We start from the raw sequence: 25,728 nt of genomic DNA on the forward strand, positions 1-25,728 counted from the left end.
AGGCTATGAAACAAATTCTTGGCGGGGCCCTCCTGCAACTCATCATGGGTGCTCTTTTGAAAGCGTTTGCTCCAGTATCTTGGGGGCTTGAAGGCCTTTTGGGGTGGAGTTCTTATACGGTCATCGGATTATTCTTGATGGTGGGACTTCAGATTCACCTGAAGAAATTTGCCAAGGACTTAGGACTTTGTGCCGTTCTGGTTCTAGTGACGACTTTGGTTCCCATGGTGTTTTTCTATTACATGGGCCTGGGATTTGGCCTGGATCACTTAGGGTCTCTCACGGTAGCGGTGGTTCTCACAACAACAGGCACCGGTGTTACCATTCAAACTCTTTTAAATCTTGGCATGCTTCATTCGCGGGCCGGCCAATTTCTAACTCTCGTTTCGGCCTTGGATGATATTCCGGCCACGATGTTTATGACTTACTTATTATTTCAAAATAAGACAGAGGTTGTGACGACCAGCGGTTCTGGCATTGAACTCTATCTGATTGCAGGCGCGGTGGTGAGTTTTGTGTTTATTCATCTCGTGAAGAATCGCTGGGGACTTTCGCTTTTATTTTTGATCTTCTCAATCTGTGTCGCAAAATTTCTAGAAGGTCATCATGTTTCGGCGGTGATGGGTGGGTTGTTTGCAGGATTTTTCTTGTCCTTCATCCTGGGTGATAAAGTGGATATCACTGAAGAACCACTGGATAAAATGCTAAAACCTCTTTTGCCTTTCTATATGATCTTCATCGGTATGAAACTTTCACCGGAAATTCTCACGAGTTCCCGTGCCCTTATTATGTCGGTGTCACTTGTCGTTGTGGCGGTGATTTCAAAATACGTTTGCACCTATTATCTCATGAAAAAGAGAGAGGACCTAAGTCCTAAAGTCATTTCATGGGGAATGGTTCCTCGGGGAATTCCGGGATTTGCTTTCGCTTCGGCATCAGTCGCGGGTGGACTTATCTCGCAGGAGACTTTTACGATTCTGGTGCTTGTGGTTTCAGTTTCAACCTGGATCGGTCTTCTTGGTCTTGAAGTCACACTAAGGGATAAAGTACTCCGCCACACCACCTAGACCGTTTTGTTCGAACGCGAAGATGATTGAACGATTAGTAGGGTTGAAGTCCATGCTTCGACCTTTACAGTTAAGGTTGGTCATACTCCACGCCAGATTGCCCATGTCGGTTTGGGTTGTGATGTTATAGCGACGGATTCGTCCAGAGTTACAGTAGTAGAAATTTTCCACTCCATCCAGCTTAACATACACGAAACTGTCATCAATATTGTTCGAGGTCGAACCGATCTTCTTGATATTTCCTGCTTGAGTAAATTCATAGATATCTTTCTGAGTACCACCATTCACGATGGCCGTGATCCATCTTAAATTTTCACTGTCCCATTGGAAGCGGAAGAATGTGTCCCAGTATGGCATTTCACAGTTTGCAGCACTGGTCGAAGTGGTGGCATCACATGTGCGACGATCGTTACTATCAGCAGGGAAACCTAAGACCCCGGCGATATGAGACTGGCGGAAACCATCGTTTGCATCATAAGACTTGACCATAAAGTCTTCATAACGATTTAGGGTCGTATTAATTCTCATTCTGGTCATCATGAGTTGGTTGTTACCAAAGCCCATAATGAGACCACGGTTAAGGAAGTTACCGTTGTTAGCGGCAACGTTTAGGCCCAACTCATTATCCGCCGATGCATAATGAACACCAGTCGTACTACCTATAACGTTTTCAAACTTTCCTGTTGCACGGTTAAGTTTAAGTGTGAAACCGTAACCTGAACTTGCCTGAGATATATAAACATCTCCGTTGACTCTGTTTACGTCCATCCAGCTTGTATCAACAACACTATAAGTGTTAGCGTCGACCGCCGTGTTTGAGCCTCGTGAGGCACCGTCACCTGCAATAATATTAATATTGCCTTCGATCGTGAATTCCTTCACGTAGTAACCACCAACATCGTTGACGATGATTTTTCCGTTGTTAAGTCTGTGCACGCGGGTCACTTCACTAAAGCGGGCATTCAGAGCATTGACGGCGTTACCATAGGTCAATCTCTGACCAAAGAGGGACTTCACTTTTCCATCACTATCAATGGTCCTTATTACTCCACGGTCGGTGAAGTACATTTTTCCTGTGCTAGTAACAAAGAAGTTCTGAATATCAATCATACAGGCCGTTGCTAAGGTTCCATCAGCACATTCACCTCTGGTACCCTGGCCGAGAATACGTGTGTACGTACCGTCGAAATTGATTCGGTTAATAAATGAGCGGGCACCTGAAACGTAAGCAATACCGTCCATACCGGTGTAATTCATGTAAGTGTATGAACGGTGAAGGTCATCCTTGGGAGCGATGGCCTCAAAGGTAATTGGGTCGTAATAGGCACGGGCATAACGATCATCAATCTGATTACAACCTGGGAAAGAGAGGTCATGAAGTGTCGTTGCTGTTACTCCTGTGAGTTGAGAATTCAAAGGATCAAAAGCGATACCGGGATGAAGCACTCGACAGAGCGAAAGATCCTGGGTGCTCACATAAGAGTCACCAATACCAGTGAGGTATTTAGAAATAACCTGGCCGGTACCGGCCTTATAGATACGTATACGATAAGTTGCTGTGGTATTCGGTTTATAGGCCAATTCAGAGTTAAAGTAGATGTCACCGTTTGGTGTTGCAAAGAACACCATACTCGAGGCCGACCAATCACCATTTGTCGCGTGAGAGTAAATGCTCACGTCTCTTGGATTTGGAACAGTGTCTGAGGTAACAGCACCACCACCAATGATAGTTTCAATTGTTGGAGTTGATAAATTCAGATCAACACGGCGGATGCGGTCGCGGTCCATGATAAGAAGTCGGTTCTGATAATCCAGAGTGATTTTTACCGGATATTTTAGCGTGGCATTCACTGCCGGACCACCGTCACCAGAGCTGGTTCCAGTTGTTGGAATGAAGATCTTCTGTTTACCGTCGGATTGATCAATGGTGATAATTCCGCGCTTATAATCGGCAAAGTAGAATTGACCATCATCTGTTACAACGATCGTTCCTGGATCGGTATAATCTGACAAGCGACGAGTAAAGAACATGGCAGTCTGTGCTGATCCACCAAGACCAGATTCAGAGTTACCGGCGATGATCTTGATTAACCCGGCGTTTAGTGGGTTAGAGATCAATTGATTTGAAACGTCACCGGCATCAGTTACTTTCACTCGGATTTTATATGAAGTATTAAGTGGAGATCCACCTGTCCATTTATAACAGCCTTCATTTGCTCCAAGAGTCACTCCGGTACAACCGTAGTTGGCGTTGTTTAACCCAGACACGAACTGAGTGAAGTTGATCTCATCCGGAGTATAAGAAAGTGATATCGCGCCGGCCGGAAGAGTAATGTTATCAGTTGCTTTCCAACGGATGAAAACATCTGAACCGGCCGGAACTTCAGACTGAGCTCTGGTTGGAGGGATAGGTGAGTTTGCAATGTTAGCGGCGGCCACGTCCCAAACAGTTGGTGGAATTCCTGGATCATAAGAGTGATTGATCTTATCTGTTGATTCAGTTCCCGCACCTGAGTTTGAGATATTAGAGATGTTACCGGCCTCATCTTTTACCCAGACAAAAATATCATAGGTCTTTGGTGTCCATCCAATTAGGATTGAATAATTTGAAAGACTCAAGGTCTGGGTCAGAACTTTACCAATAACTGGACCATTGATGGCGATGAAACATGAATCATCTGCCGCTGGTTGAATTGATAAATCTGATTTCACACAAACATGAGAAAGATATACATCCACGTTCTGAGAAGTCGCGGTGATGTTGACTGGAATATAACTTGAACGAGATGGATCCGCGGCCGTCGTTGTGAACGCACTAACAGTTGGAGCATTTGTTTCACGAATCCAGGTCCCCACGACAGTGGTTGAGTTAAATGGAGAAACTGTGAAGGCCTGCTTAAAGGTATAAGCACGAGTGGCGTCAGTTGCATTCGATGCTGTCGTGAAAGACCAGTTACCGGCCGTACAAGTAGCAGTCGTCGTTTGAGCACCGGTGACGTTAATGGTGTAACCATTTTCACATGTACCAGTGAAAGTCACAGTATTGGTATTTGTTTTAAGAAGAGCAGTATTAATCTTCAATGCTGGACCGGTGGTATCGCGGGTCCAGTTAAAGATGATTTGAGCAGTATTACCGGCAGAATCGGTTTGTTTAATGGTGTAAGAGCGAAGGCCATCAGTTGTCACAGTTGGAGTGGTCCATGACCAGCTTGAGGCCGAACATGAAATGGTATCAGTGGCGGCACCGGTGATTACGATTGGGTTTGTGCCTTCACAGGTCCCAGTGAAAGTAAGAGCACTTAAGTTATTAGTGAGTGCCTTCGTTTGACCAGTGCTCGCCGCTACTGGGTTAGTGGTAGTGAAGTTTGGAGGAGTCGCATCGCGAGTCCAGGCAAGTGTTAGTGGAGGAGTCGAAACGTTACCAGCAGCGTCCGTTTGAACTAAGTTATAAGAATATGTGCCATCCACTGTTTTTGAACCTGGTGTCCAGGTCCATGTACCACTGGTACAAGCAAAAGTCGTTGTCTGCGAACCTGACACTGAAATAGTGTAATTGCCTTCGCAAGTACCACCCCAGGCGTTTGGTATGTTGTTTTTCGTAAAGTCAGGTGAGTTACCAGTTGTTTTTGTAATGACCGGGGCAACTTCATCACGGATAAGGTTGCGACTAACAGTGGTGACGTTTCCTACTGCATCCGTTTGAGATACAGTAATTGTTTTGTTACCATCACCATCTGAGAAGTTCACCGTTTGAGAATAAGTCCCACCAGAACATGTGATACTAAAATCAGCTTGAATACTTCCAGTGAAAGAAATGCTTCTGCCCGTCTCACAAGCACCGGTAATGGTGGCCTGAGTTTTATGATAAGAATTCACGGCCGGAGCAGTAATCGTTAAAACCGGAGGAGTGGAGTCGATCGCAAAAGCGGTCGAAGTCACGGTATTGGTATTACCAGCTCGGTCAGTGAAACTCACTCTGAACTGAGCGGCAGCAGTAGTTACCGATGGCACCGTCCATGAACGGGTAAAAGCAGTGGCACTTAAAGATGGACCTGCAGTGGATGCAGTTGTTCCTACGGTTGACCAGGCAGTTCCGTTATAGGCCTCAACCGTAAAATTAAGTGACGCTGTTGTATAAGTCTCGGTTGCGGTCCACGCCAGAGAATATGTCGCTCCACCTTGAAGAGTCGGAGGAAGAGTTAAACTCATGGTTGGAAGAACTGTATCGTAATAAATCGTAAAATCAGTTGAAGTCAGAGACACGTTACCATAAGAATCCTTCGCCCAAACTTTTACAGTGTGTGCACCTTGAGTTGTTCCCATGGTGTAAGTAATGGCATTGGCCGTCGTGCTACAAGTTTGCCATCCGGCCGCTCCCGCAGTTGGGGCCGCGCCTTCATTCACAAAAAGCGAAGGCGTATCCGTACACGAAGTAGCGGTGAAGGTCACTCCCGTTACTTTTGTATACTGAGGAGAGGTAAGAGTTAATAGAGGCGCAGGAGCAGCGGTCTTATCGTTGACCGTAATAGTGACTGTCGCTGGTGTGACCGCATTGGCGATAGTGTCGTAGGCCACGAAGGTAAAGCTGTCGGTGCCATTGAAGTTAGCGTTCGAGATATAATTACAAGTCAGATCCGTCCCGTATGAACCAGTTGTAATACAGCCAGAAAGAGTACCGTTGGCCGGAGCCGTCACAATTTTATAAGTAAGTGCACCACCATCAATATCTGTGGCCGGTGAAAGAGTGATCGCCAGGTTTGTATTATCATTTGTTGTAAAAGTTTGGTTGGCCGCCATGACTGGTGGATCATTCACTGGAGTCACCGTAATGGTCACTGTGGCAGTATTTGAATTCGCTGAACCATCATTCACGCGATAAGTGAAAGTGTCTGTTCCATTGAAGTTCGCGTTCGGAGTATAAGTACAGGCACGACTTGTTCCGCCCGTACAGGTCAAAGTTCCGTTTGCTGGATCTGTGAGTTTGACATAAGTAAGAGTGTTCCCCTCAATATCGGTACCGGCATTAAGAGTAATATTAAGAGCTGTGTCCTCGGCGGTTGTCACACTTTGAGTGGCGGCAACGGTTGGTGCATCGTTAACGGCCGCAATATTAAATGTGATTGTCGCTGTCGTTGTCGATTCTAATAGTGAGTCATAGACCTTGTAAGTCAATGTATCCGTGCCGTTCACGTTAGCATTCGGGGTGTAATCACAAACTCTATCAGTTGTATAAGAACCCGTGACAATACAATTTGAAAGTGTTCCTTTTGTCGGAGCAGTAATTAAAATATACGAGAGTGTTTGGGCCGGAACATCAATGTCAGAACCTGCGTTGATAGTGAAGGAAGCAGGAGTATCTTCAGTCACTGCCACAGATTGGTTAGCACCTGGAACTGGTGGATCGTTAATAGGGGTCACAGTAATAGTAACAGTGGCAGTCGTTGAAGAAAGAGCTCCATCACTTACGTTATATGTAAATGTATCGGTGCCATTAAAGTTTGCATTTGGGGTATAGGTACAGGCGCGGCTTGTTCCACCAGTACAAGTTAAAGTTCCATCAGTTGGATTAGTAAGTTTCACATAAGTGAGTGTCGTTCCTTCGACGTCAGCGCCGGCATTGAGAGTAATACTAAGTGCTGTATCTTCATTGGTTGAAACTGATTGAGTTGCACCAAGAGTTGGAGCATCGTTTACCGGAGTAATATTAATGGTAATTGTCGCAAGGCCAGTTGAGTCCACCAGACCATCATTGGCGCGATAAGTGAAGGTGTCAGTGCCATTGGCATTGAGATTCGGAGTATAAGTACAGTTCCTCACTGTTCCATAGGCCGCATCTGTAATACAACCAGATAGAGTACCTTTCGTTGGGTTTGAAATGATTTTGTAACCAAGAGTCTGGGCCGGAACGTCCACATCCGTCGCGGTATTGATCGTAAAGTTCGCGGCCGTATCTTCATTGGTTGTAATGGTCTGATTCGCGCCAATCACTGGAGGATCGTTATCGCCTGCGACGGTGATGGTTACAGTTGCGATCGTTGAATCAAGAGATCCATCATTCACTTTATAGGTGAAGGTCGTCGAACCATCAAAGTTTAGGTCTGGTGTAAAAGTACAGGCCGTGCTGGTTCCACCAGTACAAGTAAGTGTTCCATCTGCAGGTTGCGAGACGATGATATAGGTAAGGGGATTGCCTTCCACGTCTGTACCTGGATTCAGGTTGAAGTTAAGAGCAGTATCTTCTGGAGTTGAAAGACTCTGAGTCGCGGCCAGTGTTGGAGCATCGTTAACGGCCGCAATATTGATGGTGATGGTCCCATTTGAAACGGAATCAGTTACTGAATCATAGACCTTATACGTAAAACTATCAGTACCCGTGGCATTTAATGTCGGTGTATAAACGCAAGTGAGATCATTGCTGTAACTTCCGGCCGTAATACAGCCGGAAAGAGCTCCTTTAGTTGGAGCAGTTACGAGTTTATAAGACAGAGTCTGGGCCGGAACATCCACATCAGAGCCGGAGTTAATCGTAAAATTAAGAACGGTATCTTCATTGGTGGCCAAAGTTTGGTTGGCCGCGGGAACCGGCGGATCGTTTACTGGATTAACTGTAATCGAAACCGTTTCAATGTTTGAAGATAAAGTGGCGTCGTTTGCCTTGTAGGTGAAAGAATCAGCACCATTGTAGTTAAGTGCTGGAGTGTAAGTACAAGAAGTATTGGTTCCAGTACATGTTAAAGTTCCGTGGGCCGGTGGCGTGACGACACTATAAGTAAGAGCATCGTTTTCGGTATCAGAACCTGCAAGAAGAGCAAAAGTCAGGGCCGTATCTTCATTCGTACTGATACTTTGCGGACCAGGGAGTGTTGGCGCATCGTTAATCGCCAGTACTGTAACATTCACAGTTCCGATATTAGAGTCGGCGGTGGCATCATTAGACTTGATAGTGAACGTATCGTTCCCCGCGTAGTTTGTCGTTGGGGTATAAGTACAAACGTAGTCCGAAGTTACTGTCTGACAATTCGAGATCACCCCATGAAGTGGAGAGCTCACTACCGAGTAGGTTAAGAAGTCACTATCAAGGTCACTAATCGGTCCAAAGTTAATTTGCACCGGAGTATCTTCCATCGTGGTTTTAGTTTGTGTTGCAATCACTTGTGGAGGATTATTAGTTGATTGCATAGTCAGTGGTGTAGAGAAAGTATCATTACCACAAGTGATGGTGGCACTTGCAGTTCTTGTTCCTTTTAGGGCCGGTTTGGCCTTAAGACCAACTGTACATCCAGCAGTTCCGATGGTTGTTCCATTACAGTTATCATCAGTGATTATGAACTCAGAAGCATTTGTTCCAACGATGGTCACTGGTCCACAAAGCTTGGTATTAACCGCACCAGAGTTGGTAAACTCAAGGATGAACACAGTACTCTCTGACTTATTTAACACCTGCCCCATATCCATATTGAGTGGATTAGAGCCAAGGATAGGGCGTTGAATTTCAAAAGCAGGGGACTCCTTAATCGTTTGGTGCCCAAGTGTATCTGTATAAGTGATTTTTAATTTGGCAGCACTCGTGTTGATATTCGGAATATGAAAATTGGTTCTGAACTCAGTTTCGTCGTGAGGTCCATTAGAAACATTCACTGCCGGAAGGTTTGCCCAAGTTGAACCATCAAAGAACTGAATATTAAAGAACTGAGAGCTTGCAGAGTTTCTTTCAGTCAGAGTCCATTTAAACTCCGAGTCTTCGTCTGAAATAAATCCTAGTTGCATATCCAGGAATTCAATAACTGGAGCAGTAGTATCCAGTTCAACTGTGAGTGTACTTGGAACGGGAGATACTCGATCGGCAGCGTCCTTACTCCAGAGCTTAAGCGTAATTGGTCCATCCGCCGCAGTGGTAAGAGTGTGGTTCACTAATTGAACAGGTCCACTTTGACAGCTTAATGTGAAATCACCATCAACTGGCAGGACATCATTTTCAGTAATAGCGAGTTTACTGAAAGATTCACAGGCCGAATAAACTGAATCCACCAAAGCACCTGTATTCATGTTTAAAACAAGTGAACGTGTATCAGATGGATTATTTGAGGCGGCATTCAAGGCAAGTGCCGGTGGAAGTGAAGGACGACCATCAGTCACTGCCACATTGAATTTCACTTCATGATAAGGCATTGAACGATCTACGAGATCGTCACTTGAGTTCTTCGAGCCGATAATTAAAGTGATTTCCTGATTGGCGCGACTGTTGGCCGAAGGTGTATACGTCCAATCCGCAGTCGTCGCAAAAACTTCACCATCAACTTGCCACTCGTAAGCGACAGTATATTGCGTGTTCCAGTGGAAAGTTTTAACTCCATAATTGACAGGAATCATTTCAGTCACGCTGGCCGTAAGTGAAATTTCATTCACGTCAGGTGCTGCTTCAGTTAATTCGTTAACAGCACCACCCTGAAAAGTAGATTGGAAATCTGACTTAAGGGCATTCTCGTTAAAGATAATGTCATAGACTCGTTCAAAGTCATCTGCCGGAAGAGAGCGTTTGCTGATTTCGTTATACAGATTTTCAATGGCGTCAGCTGTGGTGTTAGAAAGAGCACCGGCAATTCTTGTGTTAACAACTTTCGATACCAGAGTCGTGGTCTGATCGAGGTTTTGATCTTTATAAAAACTAGAGATGATTCGCTGATAGTTGATCTCACAGCCCTTGGTCTCAAGCATGTACCGGTTTGGAGTTTTAAGATCTAGATTTAAATCTACTGGATCGAAATCAAACGTGGTGGCACCTCCAAGATTTGCTTCCTTCACAGGTCTGTCTCTTAAAACAGACATATCTGTTAGATCGAGAAGAAGAACTCTTGGATTCGTACAGTTATTGGCATAGGCCTCATCAATGAGGGCCAGAGGTGATCGATAAGCGATAATTCCCACCAAAGGGGTGACCTTACCTTTTAAGTAAGGTGTCACTGTTTTGCTGGAAGTAGGAGAAGTTTCAGTTGTCGTAGTAGAGGAACCAGTTGTGGTCCCAGTTGTTTGAGAGGTACCAGGGTAGCCCACATTTGAAAACGACATACCTGGCATACTTGTACCAGTCGTGGTTTTTGATGTATCAGTGTTTGATGTCGTTCCAGATTTTTCTGGGTTCGAGTAAGACCGAGATACAGAAGGAGCAGAGTAGCTTCTGCCTGAATCTGAAATACTCACACCAGGTGCTTTTATGAGTTCTTTTTCATCTTTCTCAAATTTCTCATCTTCATCTTTGCGACGACTTTGCTCAGAGTTTGAAACATGATTTGAAATGAAATTTCTTTTTGCGATTTCTGGATTTATTAGCTCGCGTTTCTTAGCTGCGGGACTGCGATAAGTTTTGATGGTTTGACCAGCGACCTTAAGTGAATACTCGTACTCAACTTCGCTATTACTTACGTTAGGCGGAGGCCTGCGTGTGAAAAAAAAATATCCGCTTAAACCAGTGATGGCTATTAAGGTGCACGGGATAAGGTATTGTTTCAACACGCTCATAAAAGATAAATCGGTTTTTATTAGAAGAATCTTTAAATATGTGCGTGTTTAAAACAATTAGGCAAAAACTTCTAAATTCAACACCTTATGTTTGTATAGAGTTTCTATTTGGTTTTCTGGGCCTGAATACCCAGAATCATCTTTAAAGCCGAGTAGGAATAGGCCCTACGAGCCTTAAGATACTCATGCTCGAGATTCTTGAACTGATCCGATCGGATATTTTGATGGGCAATTTTCTTATCTAAAATTTGTTGGGCCTCAAGGGACATAGAGGCGTAATTAACCTTCAATTCTTTTTCAATCTCGACACCATTTTCGAGAACTTTGAATTTAAGGGTGAGGCCTTGTTCTTTTAACTTCTGAAGAGTGGTGAGATCTGTTTCATTCTTATTCATAAAACTAATGATCTCCTGGTTAATTTCCTGACCCTCAGTTTGTTTATCAGAAGAATGAATCATATTTGTTTCGACAATGATCTCACCGCGATTTGCCTCACGAGGGGCACCGGCCATAGAGCTACTTCTGCTTCCAGAAACACTGGCGATGGCACGACCGGCATTCTGTCCACCAGTTGAAGTTGAGCGAGATGAATCACTGTAGTGGGGTCCTGCACTTGAACCATCTGTTCCACCGGTATAACTTCCTGTGGAAGTTCCACCAGAGTAGTCTCTATTGATGGAAGACTCATCTGATAGTTCGGCCACCGCTTCAACAGGAGTAGATTTCTTTTTAAGAGCGTCCTGATACTGCTTCTCGAGGGCCTGATAACTTTCTTCAAGAGATTTGATCTTAGAGCGGTCATTTTCTCGCATGAGATTCATGATTTTCTCATTATCATTAGCGAGTTCATTCTTCAGGCGAATGAGTTCTTTAACATCTTCGTCCTTGGTATTAGAAATTAATTTATCAACCGTTTTATCATTATCTTTGTCAGATAGATAATCTTTCAATTGGTCACGCATGGCCTTGGATTCAACCGTTGGTGCTGCGGCCGCCAGCGTTGTTGGCAAGATGGTTGGCGCACTTGAGAATTGTTCATGCGGGACTGAGGCCTCTGTCGGGGTAGAGATGGCCTCGGCCACATTACGTGCGACTGAACTTTCAGGTTTCAGAATTTGTCCGAGTTTAGTGGTGGTGAAATTCTCACCGCGAGAGATTTCTTTTGCGATGACCGAAGAGGAATCTCTTTTTTCGTTCGATAGTCCGGTCAGTGTTGTAATGACCTCTCTCATGCGACCGTTTGGACTTGAGCTTAGAGCTCGGTAGGTACCACTGAAGCCGTTGTCCTGTTTACTGATAGGGTTCAATTTCCGGTTAAGGTAATCGGAGCGATTTAACCAATCACTGATACCAAAAGAGAGTTTATTAAACGCTCCCTTTGATTCAATCTCAGGCATTTGACACAGGAGCAGATCTTTAAGAGGAAGGTTCGACTTCCCAATGATCTGAGTCATGAGCTTATTGATATCGTCACGTTTCACGCGTTTGATGTGATCTTCGTCTGGGGTACAGACCGCCTGGGCAAGATTGGCACGGAGTTTTTGACAACGAGTGGAGAAGTGATTGCTTAATAGTTTAGAATCGTTCTCCAGAAGCGACATGAGATTAGGATTTTTGTCGTAGGAATTTTTACGTTTTACATTCAGCTGATTAAATAGGGCCCTGTCAGTGAGTATCGCTTTTAAACCAGGATGTGCTCCCACTGCGACTTTATAGGTGTCACGGATGAACTGGGGATAATCATCAGTGTTATTTGTTCTGAGAGTTCCATTGAGTTCTTTGAAAATCGTTTCATTCTTATTCTCGCGAATAAGTCTTACCCAGAAATTTTGAATTTCGTTAGATTTTTCTTCCTGAAGAATGCGGCCCAACGCCTGGCCCGGACTCTGTCCATCACGGAGTTTATTTTCAAATTCGATCTTGAGGACCGGATCATTAAGAACACCATTGATGACAGTATTCATGAATGTCACTTCAGGCGCTTTCTTTGAAGCACCATTTCGAATCATGTCATATTCAGTTCTGGTAAATGTCTTTTGAGGTCCAACATCCATCATTTCCTGATCAGGTTTAATGTTCAGGATGAATTCATCAATCTTGGCGAACTTCCCAGCAAGAGTAGGACTCTTACTCATGTCATCACCGAAGGAACTTAGAAGCTCTTTGGTTCTTTTTTCGTAGACTTCTTTAGGGACTTTTGAAGTCGCACATGCTGATTCAATGGCCTCTTGAAATCCGGCGGCGTCATTACATTGAAGATCAGAGGCCTCAGCTTCAGAGGTACCAAGCGCATTGAATTTGTTTGTAAGGTAATACCTCACGTCTTCCATGTTGGAAGCGTAAGCATTCAAGAATTTCTTTCCGACAGCATTGTAGATAAGACCATTAATTCGATCTCTCTCAAGTTTCATTTCTTCTGCGAGTCTTGTCTTCCCTAGATGAGCATAGTCTTTCTTGATTTTTTGATTGAGACACTTACAGTCATTTTCTCCGTAGACAGGAGCTGCATTTACCAAAACGCTTCCTCCTCCGACTGAAGGATGATTTAAAATATCAGAGATCGATTCGAGGGACATTATGACGGGAGAGTTGATGGCATTACATTCGTTATACTTACTCAAAAATTCTTTATTCTGACATTGGTCGAGTTGTTTACTGCTAACATTCTTATCTTTTGGCTCGTGTTCGCTCAGAGTGGGTGCCACTCCTGTATAGACGCTTTTCATGGCATTTTGAACGTCACCACCAGCGTCGTTTTTTTCCACCTTATTTAGCTTTGCAAGTTCACCCTCGCAATACGTCTTGGCGTCTCTAGGAGAATCCAGACGAATACGAGTGTCCATACAAATGAAGGGTAATGAGGTGCCTAAATATTCGGGATAATCTTGTGAGAGTAAAAAACAACTCTCATTTTCATTGTAATCCTGCTTCGAAGTGGCCGAACTTAATACCTTCTCACAGAATGACTTTCTCAACAAAGGAAGAGCGTAGACTGGAGAGTTCCAGACTATAAAGCTCAGTAATGCGAGAGTTAAGAGTTTCATACATCCTCAGCGGACTTTTCGTCGCAATCGCAAGAATTCTTAAGGAATATTCCGAAAGGGATTGTATTAACTTCGTTTTAACAATGATTGAAAAGCTAGTGAATTTTCAGAAAGAGGGACATAATAAGGTCATACTTTTTTGACGAGGTTTAAATGGATTTTTACCAAGTTCCACCAAGTATCGGTAATCAGTATTCCGAAGATCATATTTTACAATCAATTCTAAAACGTCATCTTCCTGCAAACATTTTTGCGGAAATCGAACCAGAGTTAAAAAAATTTGGTGAAAGAGTAGTGAAGGAAATGGAGCCCCTGGCCCAAGAGGCGGAAGCGAATCCACCAATTCACGTACCATATGATCCCTGGGGAAAGAGGGTAGATGAAATCAAAACTACTAAGGCCTGGGATCGATTACACGAAATTGCTTCGGAAGAAGGCATCGTGGCCACGGGGTATGAAAGAAAAAGTGGAGAGTATTCTCGTCTTCATCAATTTGCAAAATTATATCTCTATCATCCTTCTTCTGCGATTTACTCTTGTCCTCTTGCCATGACTGACGGTGCCGCCAGAGTGATTGAACTTTTTGGAAGTCCGGAGATGAAGAAGAAGGCCTATGCCAATCTTCTTTCACGAGATCCGAAGACCTTCTGGACCTCTGGTCAGTGGATGACAGAAAGAACAGGTGGTTCAGATGTGAGTGGTACTTCAACCGTGGCCAAAAAAGTAGGGGATCACTATGAACTTCATGGTGTGAAGTGGTTTACGTCGGCCACAACTTCTCAGATGGCCATGACACTCGCTCGCATCGAAGGCGAAGAAAAACTCAGCATGTTTTATGTCGAACTTAGAAACGCTAAGGGAGAACTTCAAAACATTCGGATTAATCGTTTGAAAGATAAATTAGGTACAAAGGCCCTTCCGACTGCCGAATTAACTCTGGAAGGAACACCGGCGGTGCTTGTGGGAGAGTCTGGAAAGGGAGTGAAAACCATTGCCACTCTTTTTAACATTACTCGTCTCTACAATGCTTGTTGCTCAGTCGGTTACATGCACCGGGGAATCGCTCTTTCGCTCGATTATGCCAAGAAAAGAAAGGCCTTCGGCAAATTCATTATTGATCATGGTCTTCATCTTGAAACCATGGCCGATCTTCATGTTCGATTCGAAGCTTGCATGCAAATGACTTTCCATGCGGCAGTTCTGCTTGGAAAAGAAGAAATGGGAAAGGCGACTGAAATCGAAAGCGGAACACTTCGTCTTTTGATCCCATTGGTGAAACTTTTTACTGCGAAAGAAGGTGTTGCTATTAGTTCAGAGGTCATCGAATCTTTCGGCGGCGCTGGTTATGTGGAAGACACGGGCCTTCCTCAAATTTTAAGAAACGCTCAGGTTCTTGCCATCTGGGAAGGAACAACGAATGTGCTTTCACTGGACGCTTTAAGAGCGATCAAAAAAGAAAATGCAGCACCCGCATTCTTAAAAGATATTGAAATGCGCTTGGGCCAAGTGAAGCATCCTGAACTTCAAGGCATGAAAGAAAAAACCTTGAAGGCATTGGGTGATATTCAAAAAGTATTTGTGAACGCGGCAAAACTCACTGAAGAAGATCTTAATACTAAAGCACGCTCACTTGCGATGGGCCTTTCTCGCACTTACAATTCTTCTCTTATGCTCGAACATGCTGAATGGGGTCTTTCTCAAAATGATTCTTCGGGAGCTATTTCGGCTAAGAGATGGTTTGAACAAGAACTCTTTCATCTGGAACTTGCAGGTGAAGAGAGAAGAAATGATTCACGAACAATTCTAAGAACAGGGCCAGTGCGCTAGCACTGACCCTGAATTCAAATTAAGGATTTGGTGAGCCAGCAGTTGTACCAGTTGTACCACCAGTCGTTCCGCCAGTTGTACCACCCGTAGTTCCACCAGTTGTACCACCAGTCGTTCCGCCAGTTGTACCACCTGTAGTTCCGCCAGTTGTGCCACCTGTAGTTCCACCAGTTGTGCCACCTGTAGTTCCACCTGTAGTTCCACCTGTAGTTCCACCTGTGGTTCCACCAGTTGTGCCACCTGTAGTTCCGCCAGTTGTACCACCTGTAGTTCCACCAGTTGTACCACCATCAGCAACACGCTCAATCACACCACAGGCAATTGGGAATGTTGTATTAACTGGAAGATTGTCCGCTGAGGCCACAGTTGAAGGAAGAGGAATCGCGCGAGGAACACCATGAATGATTACCACTTTACCTTCTAGATTAAGCTCTTCACCCGCTGGGAGTTTTGTAATGATGTCATCTGTTGTCGCATCTGGAAGTTGAAGATCCGCCAACATCTGAGCATAAGAAGTTGATTCATTGTAATTGTAGCTCGAACCAGATGGGAAATTAGGGAAACCACCGGCCTGAGATGAAAGATCCGCATCAAGCGGAACAAGCACTGAACCCGCAACTGCCAGGGCCTCAGGTGCATCAATGAAAGTGTCTGAGTTAGCGTCCGCTGCGGCCGTAGGACAAGCAGAACCAGTTGTGATGAACTGATAGTGTGTGCCTGATGGTGCGCCAGACATTTGTACTGTTGCTGTTAATTCATCACCAGCAATAGTGAAATCAGCAGTTCCTGCCACAGTACCAGCAACAGTGGCGTTAACAGGAGTCAGAACCGCACGATACGATCCTTCTTGCTGTTGTTGCTGCTGTTGTGATGAATCACTGCTGTCATCGTCGTCACTTCCGCAAGCGGCAACGAAAGTAAGCATACAGGTACCTAGTACGAATGGCGTGATCATTTCCAGCTTGGATTTTCTTTTCATGTAGAACTCCTTTTCATTAAAAATGTGCTCCGGCACAAATTGACGGATGAATAAAAAGCAAGTTCAAGGCCAAGTACAAGTGTCTGGAATTTTAGGTAATGCAATTTATCGGTTATAACTGCGACGGAGGCAGAGCGGGCCATCACAAGAGGGAAAAATTGTATATTGGAGTGGAGAGAAAAAGTCGGGCTGCAAAGTGTTTTTGCAACCCGACATTGGCAGAAAATTACTTTTTAGAAACGTATTTATCCAGAGACATCTCTGTTTCAGTACCATCTGGTAGTTGAAGCTTATAACCGATCACAGTCTGGCCATTGAGCTGAGGAAGACTATCGATCAGTGTAGGAACAGTATAAAGAGTGATCTTATCTACTGCAGGTACACCTAGAATTGCTACCAGCATTTTACGCTTAACTTCCATCTCAACTGCCTTACCAGATAAGCGCTCGCCGTTAAATGTTAAAGTAGCGTCTTTCTCCGTTAGAGATTTTAGTTTGTAGGCCATTGCAAGCTGGCCCTTGTTATCTTTCAGCTGAACAAAGTTAACGAGCTTCGAGACGAAGTCTTGTGCCAGAGAAGAAGATTGAGCGGCCATCTTCGCAAGGCGAGAAACTTCTTCTGTTTCTTTATGGTCTGTTACAAGCTTCTTATCTAAAGAGTAAAAACCAAGGTAGTTACCACGTTCAGCATCAAGAGCAATCCAGTATGGAGTCGATACATCTTCTGATTCTTTCGCTGCCAGGATCGCAAATTGAGTATCAGAAATCTTCACCGTCTTTAGGAGACTGAAGTTATTTTCATGAACTCTTGCCACTCCATAAGTCTTTGCCATTTCCTCAGTCAGAGTTTCACGAACTTTGAAACCGATGTAAGACTGAGATGGAATTGAGCTTGATAGGAAATTTGTGTTAGCAAGTTTAATTGCTTTTCCTTCAAGGGACAGGTTCCAGGTCGCACGGGCCTCGGACATGGCACTTGAATCCAGAAGTGTTTCAATACGAGCAAGCATCTTTTCTTTGAAGTCATGAACTGCGTTGTATGGATTCTTATTAAGATCCAATACCGCATCGATTACCAGACGATCGTATTCTTCTTTATTTTGTGTCAGCTTACGAGTTTCCCAAAGAGCGTATGAAACTCGTTCCCCTAGGTCATGGACTTCCATACCTGGAGAGTAAACTTTCGGAGTTCTGTTACTGGCCACCATGCTTGAAGCGTCTCTTAGAGGCTTACCTTGTAGCATCACCATACCGATTTTCGGGTTATCAAGGAAGATGTTGGCGATATAGTCAGCGAAACCTTCATTTAGACCGCTGATCTCATCGTTCACTGCATTTGGATATAAGTGCTGGAACAAATAGTGAGAGGCCTCGTGAGCAATTACCGATGGATCGAAACCGCTTCGGTTAATTTTTCCGGCCATAAGCTTAAACAATAAGTTCTTGTTCGCTGGCAGGAAAGAAAGTGTTGTGTCCTGAGGATTAAAGAAAGCGTTGTTAGTAAGCTTCTTACCATCTTCACGTACATCTCGGTTAGTCATCACTCGCAGATGCTTATCCAGACGGAAGTTAAGTTTTGATTCAACAAAATCAAAGTAGCGATTTACCCAGAAATAAACGTTGGCCTGTTCAATAACGTTCCAATCGTCCTTATTTGAGATCTCGCCGTTTTTAAGTTTAAGGGTGTCTTTGTTATTACAGTCCTGGTAACAAACCACGAACATGCTTTCTTGTAGGAAGCTTTTCGGGAAAGTTTTTGAATAGGCATATGTAGGATCGCCAACTACTTCGTTGCCCATGAGTGCAGCAGGAACCTGATCTGCTTTGGCCTTTACCCAGATTTGCGCTTGCTCGGCCTCAGAATATTTGCTGACGACCGGTAGCTCGAGGGCCGAAGCTGCCTGGGAAAGAGTAATAAGTACTACTAGGGGTAATAATTTTTTTGTTTTTTTCATGGGCCCATTATGTTCCAAAGCTTCATTGGGATGGAGCCCCGTTGAAGATCTTTCATGAGGGTGTCAAAAGTTTAGACACCGGAAATTTTCACATGCTTTTTCTCTTTTTAATCATTGCTTAATTCGAATGGTTCATACTCCGGACATGGAAAAACAAACAGCAAGACGTCCTCTTAAGAGTCGTCAAACCGCATGGGCCAAAACTCTCTCTCGAATGATCGCTCAGGCGGGTATATCACCTAATATGATTTCTTTTATGAGTATGGTGTTCGCCGCACTTTCTCTGGGGTCGGCTCTTATTGGAGCTAAAACCGGGGAGCGGATGTATCCCATCTTGGCGGCCCTTTTTATTCAGATGAGGCTCATTTGTAATCTCATGGATGGAATGGTGGCGGTTGAATTTGGAAAAAAATCCAAGACCGGGGATCTCTGGAATGATGTGCCTGACCGCTTTGCGGATGTGGCGATTATTTTGGGAGCAGGTTACTTGTCACAACAATATCCTTTCGCCATTGAGCTCGCCTGGGCAAATGGAACTCTCGCTGTCATGACAGCTTATCTTCGCGTGCTGGGCGCATCCCTGGCCTCTCCTCACTACTATATTGGACCAATGGCCAAGCCTCATCGTATGGCCATTCTCACGGCAGCTTTTATCGGTGAGGCCATTTATCCCGGAGGCGCACTCCTTTATGGTGCACTCATCATCATGGTGGTGGGTCAGGTCGTAACATGCGGCCGTCGTTTAAGTCGCATTACTGTTGATTTGGAAAATACATGAACTTAGAAACACTTCAATCTTATGCAGAATATTTAACTACTCCTGTGGCCCAGGTCATGGGGGGAATTTTTGCGGTTCTAATTGTTGTGACCGCTGCTTTCTATCTGGCACGAGCGATCAAAGGACCAACGAAACTCATCAAAGAATTAATCGAGCGAACTCTCTCGTGGTGGATGATCCTGACGGGCTTTACGGTCACCATTTTCTTCTCAAAAATGTTCGCCACCATCGCCCTTGCATTCCTTGCCTTTGTGGCCTTCAGAGAACTCACAAGTCGTCTCAATTTAAGAATGTCAGATCGTAGAACACTTCTTTGGTGTTATCTCGCAATTCCGTTTCAGTTCTTCGCCGCTTACATCGAGTGGTATGGAATGTTCATTATCTTTATTCCGGTGATTATGTTCGTGGGTCTTGCCATGAGAAGTGTGGCCCATGGAGATGTTAAGGGTATCACGGCCTCACTGGGGATCATCCACTGGTCGGCAATGCTTACGATCTTTTCACTTTCTCATCTTGCTTACATGCTTTCACTTCCGGAGAAGGCAGGATATGCGGCCGGGAACGGTGGGATGATTTTGTGGCTGGTTCTAATCACCGAATGTAATGATATCTTCCAATTCACTTGGGGAAAACTCTTCGGAAAACACAAAATTCTTCCAAGTGTGAGTCCAAATAAAACGGTTGAAGGTTTTGTGGGCGGCCTCATTTCTACCGTGGCACTGGGATATTCACTGTCTTTTCTTCTACCCATTGATTCAACTAAAACGATGATTCTATCAATCTTACTCGCGTTCTCTGGCTTCATGGGAGACGTAACGATCTCTGCCATTAAACGCGATCTAGGGATTAAAGACATGGGGTCAACGATTCCGGGTCATGGTGGGATCATGGACCGAATTGATTCATTGGCCTTCAACGCTCTCATTTGTTTTCACTTAATCAGATACTGGAGTTATCTATGAGAATTTTTGCACGATTTGTTTTATATCGTCTGATTCTTAGACCATTTCTTTCTCTTATTATCGGAGTGAAATTCCCCAAGGCCTCTGCTTTTCCTGAGGGACAATTCATTCTGGTTTCCAATCACAATTCCCATTTGGATACAGTGTCTCTATTGTGTTCGCTTCCAGTGAAGCGCCTGGGAGATGTTCATCCTGCGGCCGCCGCAGATTATTTTGCCCGCAATAAAGTCATGGCGACCCTATGTGAGTTCTTTCTCAATACGGTTTTTGTACGAAGAAAGGGCGAGGGTGGACAAGTACTAAAACCTCTGGATGAACTTGATATGCATGTGAAGAGTGGTAAGTCGCTTATTCTTTTCCCTGAGGGAACTCGTGGACTACCGGAGCAGATCGTAGACTTTAAATGTGGTGCTGCCGTTTTATTGCAAAGAAACCCTCATGTGAAGCTGGTTCCTGTGTTTATGATTGGTATGGGCAAGGCCATGCCTAAGGGTGGGCTTCCAATTCCTTCAGAATGCGAAATCAGAATCGGAACTTCATCAATTGATGATTCGGTGAGAAGTCGTCCTGTGATGGAATTAACGGCATTTATTCAAGACGAAGTTCTTCGTTTAAAGGAAGTATGAGCAATCAAACCTGGCCCATCATTTTAAACTTTATTGCTTCCTTGTTGGGAGCGGTAGGGCAGTGGCTCTATAAGCTTGGCGCTAAAGACCTTAAAGAGATACCGATATATAAAAACCTTCCTTTTTTAGGTGGCATGTTTTCCTTTCTCATTGTGATGGGGCTATTTATGGTGGCCTTCCGTCTTGGTGGAAGAATTTCAGTGACCTTTCCAGTTTATGCTTTGACTTTCGTCTGGGGCACTATGATTGGCGTGTTCGTTGATAAGGAACCATTCAATTCCATGCAGGCCCTTGGTGTGGGCCTGGTGTTTGTTGGTGTGGCAATTGTTGGTGGAATGGCAACGCGCTAGATACTTCCAGTCTCCGGAGGGTCTATCTCGTTATCGTCCTCTCCATAGTTTCCGCCCGTAGAGGTCGTAGTCGTTGATGAAGCAAAGTCAGCTCCGTCGTCCACGCCACTTGATCCCCCAATGCTCTCACCACCTGGAAACTTGATTCCGGTTTGATCGTTATCAATTCTTCCTGGAACTGAAGTGACTTTAGAAATCACTCCACATGCGATGGGAATGGCCTGGAAATTCGTGAGTCTTCCACGAGGGGCGACAGTATCAGGTAGTGGAACGTCTTTTGAAACTCCAGTAATGATGATCACATTTCCTGAAAGTTGCAGCGTCTCATTGGCATTTAACTTAACGAAATCATCCTGAAGATTAATGTCTTCTTCTTTTAGGTCAGTCATGAGCTTCTCAAAGTTTGCGACCTGAGAGTAGAAGTAATAACCATAATCATCGGCCACTGGAAATGTTCCCCAGCCCATGCGCTGGGAGTTTAGATCCTCATCCAGCGGAACAATAATTTCTTTATAGACTTCAGCGCCTTCAATGGCATCGATATAACCATCTCGGTTAAGATCGTCATCCATCGTTGGACATCTTTTACCCACGTGAATATTTTGAACGTGAAGTATACCCGCCGGACCACCGGAGAATCTTACGTCGGCGACGAATTCATTTTTATCTTTAACGAGTGTTAAAGATCCATTTACGTCTTTTGAAAGAGTGGGATTAACCGGTCGAAGAAGTGCCTGATAGGTCCCCATCATCTCTGTTTCAAGTGGATTAGGAACAGGAGGTTGCACAACTGGTTTACTTTCACTTCCTCCGCCGCCACCACCGCCATTACAAGAAACAAGTGAGGTCAGAAGAATTAAATGTGAGATTGCCTTACGATTCATGGCTCCTCCTAAAGGGTAATGTCCATGGCCTCAAGGAAGGCCTGCTTAACTTCCGGTTCCATCCAGTGAGATTTTTCAATTCCAGTCAGGTCCCTTTGTTCAAGATCAACCGGCTGATAATAGTACATGCTGGATTTCATCACGAAACATGTTCCGCTCTCTGGAAAGTTAGCGTGATCAGAATATTTCTCAACCACCGGACAATCGGCATAGTCGCGCATGAAGATATCGGTCCAAGTCTTTAACTTAATCGGGCCTCTGGCATACTTAATATCCATTACTCGTTCTTTCATTTCGCCATTGATATTGACGTGGGCCATTGGTGCCACGTGGAACCACCATTGAAATTTAAATTTACGAATGTACTTACGCGTGAAGAACAACCACACTTTTGAAGAGTAGAGTTGGTGTTTGATTCTCCAGTCATAGGCCCAGACATGGGCGCGATTAAAACATTGGGATTCTTTATGATTTGTTCTGGCCTCATAAAACATGGAACGCGCTTGATCCATGGATTTTAAGTAGGAAGGTCTATAAGGCGCGTCTGAGAAATGAAGCATCTTTTCATGTGAAGTGGGCAAGGGAGCGGCGATCTCTTCCAGTTTTAGGATCTCTCTCTTTTCATTTAAGGTGACGCGAAACCAGGTCTTCTTTTTAATCGCTTCACGAAGTTGAAGCAGGACGTTTTTGTCGAAGTTCTTAAATCTCACCACGTCACCACTAGCAAGGAAGATCAAGGGTTCTTCATTGCCCTGAGCACCCATATCGATATCATGTATCTGAGTTGATAACTGAGTATTGGCCATGAGGGGCAGCGATATAAGGACGAGAAGGAGAAGCAAGAAGCGCATAAAACCTCCCATGGTTATGCGAAAAATCAGGAGCAATATTGTCTGAAAAGAAGCATCCCTGTCATCTAAAGCCTAACCAAAGCTAAGACACTTACTGCACCTGCATTAGGTACGCTGCTTATAAATAAAGTAATAAAGTTATAACAAAGAGTGATGAGCAAGAGCTTTAACTTCTTTGAATTTCAACACTTCATTTCACGACTAAATTTCATTTTTTCTGTACGGGCCAAGCGACAATGGTCCATCATGCTTGGATGGCAAGGAGGACCCAATGTTAGAAAATTATCAATATCAGGATTCGAATAATCATCCTTCTTTCAGAGATCTTCAATCGGAACTCTTTCCGCAAAGGCGCAGAAAGATCATGGTCATCGATGATGATCAGGATTTCAGATTATCGGTTTGTGAACTTTTGGTAGATGAGGGGTTCAGCGTTACGACGGCCAAGGACGGTGAGACCGGACTTAATAGTTTGATCCATCAACCTGACCTACCGGATCTAATCCTGGTAGATTTGATGATGCCTGTGAAAAGTGGTTTGGAATTTAGACGCGAACAATTACAACTCGATGAGATTTCCAATATCCCCGTAATGTTTATGACGGGTCATGGTTATGTCGATGGTGAGAGATGTCTTTTGAAGCCATTTGATGAGAGAGAATTTATTGCTGAGATTAAGAAAAGTATTATCTAAAAAAACAGGCCACTCATTCGAGTGGCCTTCTTCAATGTTTATATTAGTCAGAAACGTTTAGTGGCCTGGACTGAAGTCTTGACGGTGAAACTTCCAAGCACGAACCTCATAAAGTTTGGATAATCTCATAAAAAACGTTCCTCCTTTATCCAAGTTTGAATGTCCGGGATGAGCTGATTATAAGTGAAAAACGTCGTCGCAAAAATTCTTACGAACTTTCTCATATTTAACTCTTCATGACCTCACTGCAAAAACCACTTTTAGCTCGCTTTGCGTACATTTCTTGGCATCGGCCCAAAAACGATGCCTGAGGTTTGTCACAAATTGCCCCTTTTCCTTCATGGTTCCAAGGAGTTCGACCCGGCAGGAGCCTTGCACTCATTTAAATGGATTAACTTTCTCAAGGAGGAGATATGGGCCGCATTCAGTCTGGCAACGATCAACGCGGATTTTCACGCTTTCGGGACTCAGATTATTTTGAAGAGCCTCGCTTTGATACTGACGGCTCCTTTACACATTCTAATTTTAGCTTTGATGATAAAGAGTTTGGAAGAGACCTCCACGAGAAGCGTGGTCGCTTTGGAGGTGTAAACCGATTTGGAGAACAGCGCATTCATCACGACTCTTACCAGGACGACCAATTTAGAAATGACTATGACCCCACATATGAGGATGAATATGGAATGAAACATCCTTATGAACATGGTGGAAGATTAAACCGCTGGTCAGATGACATACGTTCGGAGGCCTCACGGGAGAACCACTATGGCAAAGGTCCTAAAGGCTATCAGCGATCTGATACACGGATCATGGAAGACGCCTGTGAAATTCTTCTCGATAGTCCTGAAGTGGATGCCAGTGAAATAGAAGTTAAGGTCAATGATCGTGTGATTACACTTGAAGGTGAGGTCGTAAGTCGACGTGATAAACGTATGGCCGAGGAGTTGATTGAAAATATCTCCGGCGTTCTCGATGTGCAAAACCGTTTAAAGGTAAAACACAGTGCCGATGGTTGGATTCCCGGATTGGGCTATGCGGGCCGTGATCAATACGGATTATGAGGGGGATTTATGGATAAAGAGAAACAAGAAAGGAAAAGAAATTTAAGACTCGTCGATAAATTTGATAGCGACGATTATTCTCGATACGCGGCCCCGGACTACGCTGATGTTCATTTGGAAGATAATTTGCATTATCTTAATACCGATCAGGAGCGACTTGAAAATTCAGGCATCTCAGGAGCAACTGAAGAGGAAATTGCGGATAAGGGATTCAGAGGAGTGGGTCCTAAGGGATATAAGCGCTCGGACGAAAAAATCTATGAAGACGTCTGCGAATCTCTTATGCGCCATCGTGCGATCGATGCCAGTCATATCATTGTGAAAGTGACTGACGGGACGGTATATCTCTCAGGAAAGATCGAGAGTCGTGGGCTCAAAAAATTGGCCGAATCAGTCGCCGAGAACATTTCCGGTGTTAAAGAAGTCACTAATGAATTGTCGGTCATTCGAGGAGAACTTCGCATGGATGGGCCCGAAGGTGTCACGCAGAAGGACCTTGGAATTACTTAAGGAGTAGGTATGAGAAGGAAAATTAATGATGGAGATCTAACAGGAATAAAAATGGACAGGTTAAGACATTCTCGTTTTGATTTGGATCAGGAACCGCGACGTGAAGAAGGATATTATCGCAGAAGCCCTAATTCATTAAGTGGACCGTATAATGAAAATCGTGGTCGGAGATCAGCAGAGGGAACATCAAATAACTGGGAAAGCAGTCCATTTGAAGATGGAAGGATGAGTTCCTGGAACCATCGCAAGGGTTGGGACAACTATTATGATCGAAGTTATGACCGGGGCTTCAGAAGCCATGGTGGAAGTCAAATCGGTCATGATTTAGGAGACGTCGCAGGTCATCGCGGAAAAGGGCCCAAAGGTTACAAAAGAAGTGATGAAAGTATTTATCAGGATGTGTGCGATATGCTTTCCAGCAGTGCAGATGTTGATGCCACGGACATTGAGGTATCGGTCAAGGATGGTTGTGTATATTTAAATGGTAGGGTCCAAGACAGACAGATGAAGAAAATGGCCGAATATGAAGTGGAAAACATTTCTGGCGTAAGAGATGTGCAAAACCTTCTAAGTCTCTCTGCAAAGGGAGAGGATCTTCATTAAAAATAAGGGCGGGTTTTCTTAA

The 25,728-nt window shown here is 44.3% G+C and carries 16 protein-coding genes; 10 read left to right on the forward strand and 6 right to left on the reverse strand.

Features of this window, described 5'->3' with window-relative positions:
- Window positions 1-5: 5 nt before the first annotated feature.
- Window positions 6-1,067, forward strand: a complete 1,062-nt coding sequence (locus SOO65_RS09310; protein ID WP_321399652.1) for a cation:proton antiporter — start codon at window positions 6-8, stop codon at window positions 1,065-1,067.
- Here SOO65_RS09310 and SOO65_RS09315 read toward each other — a convergent pair.
- Both SOO65_RS09315 and SOO65_RS09320 read right to left on the reverse strand, forming a co-directional pair.
- Entirely contained in the window at window positions 1,035-10,583 is a 9,549-nt protein-coding gene (locus SOO65_RS09315) for a tandem-95 repeat protein (protein WP_321399654.1), read from the reverse strand. The two genes, SOO65_RS09310 and SOO65_RS09315, sit on opposite strands and share 33 nt — an antisense overlap.
- A gap of 104 nt (window positions 10,584-10,687) precedes the next feature.
- Window positions 10,688-13,627: a hypothetical protein gene (locus tag SOO65_RS09320; RefSeq protein WP_321399656.1), complete on the reverse strand. Its 2,940-nt coding sequence runs from the start codon at window positions 13,625-13,627 to the stop codon at window positions 10,688-10,690.
- A gap of 153 nt (window positions 13,628-13,780) precedes the next feature.
- On the opposite strand from SOO65_RS09320, the gene SOO65_RS09325 reads away from it, so the two are divergent.
- Window positions 13,781-15,454: an acyl-CoA dehydrogenase family protein gene (locus SOO65_RS09325; protein WP_321399658.1), complete on the forward strand. Its 1,674-nt coding sequence runs from the start codon at window positions 13,781-13,783 to the stop codon at window positions 15,452-15,454.
- Window positions 15,455-15,473: 19 nt separating this feature from the next.
- On the opposite strand, the gene SOO65_RS09330 is transcribed toward SOO65_RS09325, so the two are convergent.
- Both SOO65_RS09330 and SOO65_RS09335 read right to left on the reverse strand, forming a co-directional pair.
- Complete coding sequence (locus tag SOO65_RS09330) at window positions 15,474-16,433, reverse strand: hypothetical protein (RefSeq protein WP_321399660.1); 960 nt, start codon at window positions 16,431-16,433, stop codon at window positions 15,474-15,476.
- Window positions 16,434-16,659: 226 nt separating this feature from the next.
- Window positions 16,660-18,387, reverse strand: a complete 1,728-nt coding sequence (locus SOO65_RS09335; RefSeq protein ID WP_321399662.1) for a gluzincin family metallopeptidase — start codon at window positions 18,385-18,387, stop codon at window positions 16,660-16,662.
- 145 nt (window positions 18,388-18,532) lie between these two features.
- Between SOO65_RS09335 and SOO65_RS09340 the strand changes: the two genes are divergently transcribed.
- Genes SOO65_RS09340 through SOO65_RS09355 form a run of 4 tightly spaced genes read left to right on the forward strand, consistent with a single transcriptional unit; the run spans window position 18,533 to window position 21,103 of the window.
- A complete protein-coding gene (locus tag SOO65_RS09340) occupies window positions 18,533-19,165 on the forward strand; it encodes a CDP-alcohol phosphatidyltransferase family protein (protein WP_321399664.1) in 633 nt (210 codons plus the stop codon).
- The gene (locus SOO65_RS09345) at window positions 19,162-20,127 is read left to right on the forward strand and encodes a phosphatidate cytidylyltransferase (protein ID WP_321399666.1); all 966 of its coding nucleotides are present in this window, start codon (window positions 19,162-19,164) and stop codon (window positions 20,125-20,127) included. Before SOO65_RS09340 ends, SOO65_RS09345 begins: the two co-directional genes overlap by 4 nt.
- A complete protein-coding gene (locus tag SOO65_RS09350) occupies window positions 20,124-20,753 on the forward strand; it encodes a lysophospholipid acyltransferase family protein (protein WP_321399668.1) in 630 nt (209 codons plus the stop codon). Before SOO65_RS09345 ends, SOO65_RS09350 begins: the two co-directional genes overlap by 4 nt.
- The gene (locus SOO65_RS09355; protein ID WP_321399670.1) at window positions 20,750-21,103 is read left to right on the forward strand and encodes a DMT family transporter; all 354 of its coding nucleotides are present in this window, start codon (window positions 20,750-20,752) and stop codon (window positions 21,101-21,103) included. The genes SOO65_RS09350 and SOO65_RS09355 overlap by 4 nt, the downstream gene beginning before the upstream one ends.
- Here the strand turns inward: SOO65_RS09355 and SOO65_RS09360 are convergent.
- Together SOO65_RS09360 and SOO65_RS09365 are read right to left on the reverse strand one after the other, a co-directional pair.
- Window positions 21,100-21,987: a hypothetical protein gene (locus SOO65_RS09360; RefSeq protein WP_321399672.1), complete on the reverse strand. Its 888-nt coding sequence runs from the start codon at window positions 21,985-21,987 to the stop codon at window positions 21,100-21,102. The genes SOO65_RS09355 and SOO65_RS09360 overlap by 4 nt on opposite strands.
- 8 nt (window positions 21,988-21,995) lie before the next feature.
- Entirely contained in the window at window positions 21,996-22,838 is an 843-nt protein-coding gene (locus SOO65_RS09365) for a protein-glutamine glutaminase family protein (protein ID WP_321399674.1), read from the reverse strand.
- 271 nt (window positions 22,839-23,109) lie between these two features.
- On the opposite strand from SOO65_RS09365, the gene SOO65_RS09370 reads away from it, so the two are divergent.
- The 4 genes from SOO65_RS09370 to SOO65_RS09385 all read left to right on the forward strand — a co-directional run bounded on the left by SOO65_RS09370 (window position 23,110) and on the right by SOO65_RS09385 (window position 25,706).
- Window positions 23,110-23,532, forward strand: a complete 423-nt coding sequence (locus tag SOO65_RS09370; RefSeq protein ID WP_321399676.1) for a response regulator — start codon at window positions 23,110-23,112, stop codon at window positions 23,530-23,532.
- Between the two features lie 413 nt (window positions 23,533-23,945).
- Window positions 23,946-24,593, forward strand: coding sequence for a BON domain-containing protein (locus SOO65_RS09375; RefSeq protein ID WP_321399678.1), 648 nt, complete (start codon window positions 23,946-23,948; stop codon window positions 24,591-24,593).
- 9 nt (window positions 24,594-24,602) lie between these two features.
- Complete coding sequence (locus SOO65_RS09380) at window positions 24,603-25,103, forward strand: BON domain-containing protein (protein ID WP_321399680.1); 501 nt, start codon at window positions 24,603-24,605, stop codon at window positions 25,101-25,103.
- 9 nt (window positions 25,104-25,112) lie between these two features.
- A complete protein-coding gene (locus SOO65_RS09385; protein WP_321399682.1) occupies window positions 25,113-25,706 on the forward strand; it encodes a BON domain-containing protein in 594 nt (197 codons plus the stop codon).
- The last annotated feature ends 22 nt before the right edge of the window (window positions 25,707-25,728 follow it).

The organism is Peredibacter starrii, assembly GCF_034259205.1.
Lineage (GTDB): Bacteria > Bdellovibrionota > Bacteriovoracia > Bacteriovoracales > Bacteriovoracaceae > Peredibacter > Peredibacter starrii.